This is a genomic window from Lactobacillus ultunensis DSM 16047 (genome assembly GCF_001436305.1).
Classification (GTDB): domain Bacteria; phylum Bacillota; class Bacilli; order Lactobacillales; family Lactobacillaceae; genus Lactobacillus; species Lactobacillus ultunensis.
The window spans coordinates 1-3,106 of record NZ_AZFO01000067.1 but is presented as its reverse complement, the minus strand read 5'-3'; the positions used below and the strand labels follow the sequence as shown (position 1 = coordinate 3,106).

Genomic DNA, 3,106 nt, shown 5'->3' with positions numbered 1-3,106 from the left:
TCTACTTGACAGGGAATGTATCATTGTGTACGCTTTTTCTTTTTGCTTTAAAATATTAATTTCTTTAATTTACTCGGTTAATGGCTTTACCAGCCTTAAAGAATGACAACACATTTGCTGCAGCTTCTTTTGATAAAGCGTATCGTGCACCATGTGTTGCAGAACCAACATGAGGCGTCATGATGACATTATCCATATCTACTAATTCTTGCTTTGGATGTGGTTCATTTTCAAAAACATCTAAAGCACACCCTGCAATTTCACCGTCTTTAAGTGCTGCAATTAAAGCGTCACTGTCTACCAATGAGCCACGAGCAACGTTAATCAAAAATGCGGTATCCTTCATTTGCTTGAAAACTTTGTTATTGATTATGTGATAAGTTTCATCAGTAGCAGGTGCATGCAAGGTTAAAAAGTCTGCATCCTTTACCAAAGTATCAAAATCTACATATTTAGCATCTAATTCTGTTTCGATCTTAGAATCTAATTCGTGACGATTATGATACATAACCTTCATTCCTAAAGCTTTAGCAAATCGAGCAACTTGTTGTCCAATTCTGCCCATACCAAAAATTCCTAAAGTTTTACCTTCAATACCATAGCCTTGATTATCATATTCGTCAGCATTCAAAAAGACGCCTTCACGCAAAGCATGATCATAATAACGTAAGCGGCGAGCAGAAGCTAAAATCATAGTTAAAGCTAATTCAGCTGTTGGTCGTAAGACACTCTTAGGGCAGTTAGAAACAATGATTCCTTTTTCTTTAGCATACTCTGTGTCCACATGATCGAAACCTACACCATAAGTCGAAATCATCTTTAGGTTTTTAGCCGCATCAATCATTTCTTTATCAAAGACCATCTTAGCCACGATTACACCATCAAAGTCAGCAATGTGATCCAAAACCCATTGACGATCATCTTCAGGACGATGACCTACAGGTCCAATAGTTACATCGCATTTATTCTTTAAATCAGCCAAAGCATCTTCTCTTAAGCCACCTAATACTAAAATTTTTGCTTTACTCATTTTATAAAAAACCTCTATTCAACTTTCTTATCTTTAATTAAGATACCACTCTTTAGAAAAGATGCTACTCTATTTTAGAATTTTATTGATAGCAAGTGCTACACCATCATGATCACAATCTGCAGTAATCTCGTCAGCATGTTCTTTAGTGTAGTCAACTGCATTACCCATTGCTACTCCTAATCCTGCATACTTAAGCATAGGCATATCATTAGCTTGATCACCTAAGGCCATAACATTTTCACGATTAATTTTTAGATAATCGCAAAGCCTTTTAAGACCAGTCCCTTTATCTACGCCAGCTGCTGTAGCCTCAAAATAAAAAGGTTCTGTTTTAGAGAAAACCACTCTATCCTTCATTTGTTCAAATAAGGGACTATTCAATTTGCTATCCAAATAATCTGGATCATCAACATACATACATTTAATAATTGGAATATTTCGCATTTCTGCCTGAGTTCTGTACGAGACTTCCAATTTAACTACTCGAGAATTGTAAATAGTATAGTGTCCCAAATCACGCTCAGCAGTGTAAATACGATCTAAACTAACACTGTGAAAATGCAGTTTTAATTTACGAGCAATTGCTTCCAGGTCAATATAGTCATCATATGCAAGCCCTTTTTTAAAAATTACCTTGCCTGCAGTAGATTCAACCACTGCTCCATTAAAACTAACAACGTACTGTCTATCCTGATTATTTAGCCCTAATTCATTTAAATAGCGCTGTGCGCCTGAAAGAGGTCTGCCAGTGCAAATAACTATTTGAATTCCTTGATTTTTTGCATCCCTTACTGCTTTTTTTACTACAGGCGTAATCTCTTTTTGAGAATTAACTAAGGTGCCATCAATATCAATTGCAATTAGTTTTATATCTTTCATTTTCCCCAAAACAAATAAAGTACCGCTCTTCGAAGCGATACTTAATTAAACAGATAAACTTGGAGTGGTTTCCTTTAGCTTAGCTAAAGCCGCCATATCCTCGTCACTAATCTTAAAATCAACGTTCAAGTTTTCTTTCATTTCAGCAACATTATCACTCTTTGGTATTACGATACAACCAAGTTGCAAATCAAAAGCTAACATTAACTGCGCTGGACTAACATTATACTTTTTAGCATAAGTATTAATCTTACGATCATTGAGCAAACGTCCATGAGCCAGTGGCGAGTAAGCCTCTATTTGAACACCAAGATTTTCACAATATTTCATTAAATCTGAAGGAACATTCCCAATGTGAACTTCAATCTGGTTAACGGCAGGCTTTATTGTTCCGTTATTTACAATATTAGCGACATCTTCTTGTAAAAAGTTTGAAACGCCAATTGACCTAACTTTACCAGCTTTTACTGCTTCTTCCATTGCTCTCCAGTTTTCCAAATTCCCTTCAAATGCCGATCGCTTGTACGATTGACCTCAATCCAAGGCTGCGGTGAGTGTATTAGAAGCATGTCGATGTATTCCAAACTGAAGCGGTCAAGTGCTTCATCAATTGCCTTTTTTGTACCTTCATAGTCTTTGACGGCAGTTGGCAATTTAGTTGTCAAGTAGATGTCACTACGTTCAACGTCAGAATTCCAAATTCCTTTACCCACACCATTTTCGTTACCATAGTCTCTAGCGGTATCAAAAGCGCGGTAACCTACATCAATTGCCTGACGAACAACTTTTCTAACATCATCATTATTGATTAACCAGGTACCCAATTGAATTAGAGGAATTTTGGTTCCGTTGTTAAGCGTTAATGTTTTGTCAGAGTACATACTTTACACCTCTATATTTTTATTTAATATGTCTCTGTCTTCTCAATTCCTGTATGTGCATAGCTAATAAAAAGATTTTTGAATTTAACAATCTCAAATATTGAACCTGCTTCTAATAGCATACACCAATATTCGCCTAAATCCTATACATATATTTGGAATTTTGTATCCTTTTTTGACTTTTTACTATTAATAAACAGCGACACACCGCCATTAAGCAGTTCTTTTTTCATTTATATTTCAATTATTTTAATTTTTTTCTTTCTATACAAATGATAAATTTTTTAGGCATAAAACATTCTAAGCTAAATAG

At 35.3% G+C, this 3,106-nt stretch carries 2 protein-coding genes and 1 pseudogene; all 3 read right to left on the bottom strand.

Features of this window, described 5'->3' with window-relative positions:
* Window positions 1–64: 64 nt before the first annotated feature.
* The 3 genes and pseudogenes from FC57_RS10295 to FC57_RS10285 all read right to left on the bottom strand — a co-directional run bounded on the left by FC57_RS10295 (window position 65) and on the right by FC57_RS10285 (window position 2,793).
* Window positions 65–1,030, bottom strand: a complete 966-nt coding sequence (locus FC57_RS10295; protein WP_007125518.1) for an NAD(P)-dependent oxidoreductase — start codon at window positions 1,028–1,030, stop codon at window positions 65–67.
* 69 nt (window positions 1,031–1,099) lie between these two features.
* Window positions 1,100–1,912, bottom strand: a complete 813-nt coding sequence (yidA, locus tag FC57_RS10290; protein WP_007125517.1) for a sugar-phosphatase — start codon at window positions 1,910–1,912, stop codon at window positions 1,100–1,102.
* A 45-nt stretch (window positions 1,913–1,957) separates the two neighbouring features.
* Window positions 1,958–2,793 (bottom strand): annotated as a pseudogene (locus FC57_RS10285) (aldo/keto reductase).
* Window positions 2,794–3,106: the final 313 nt, after the last annotated feature.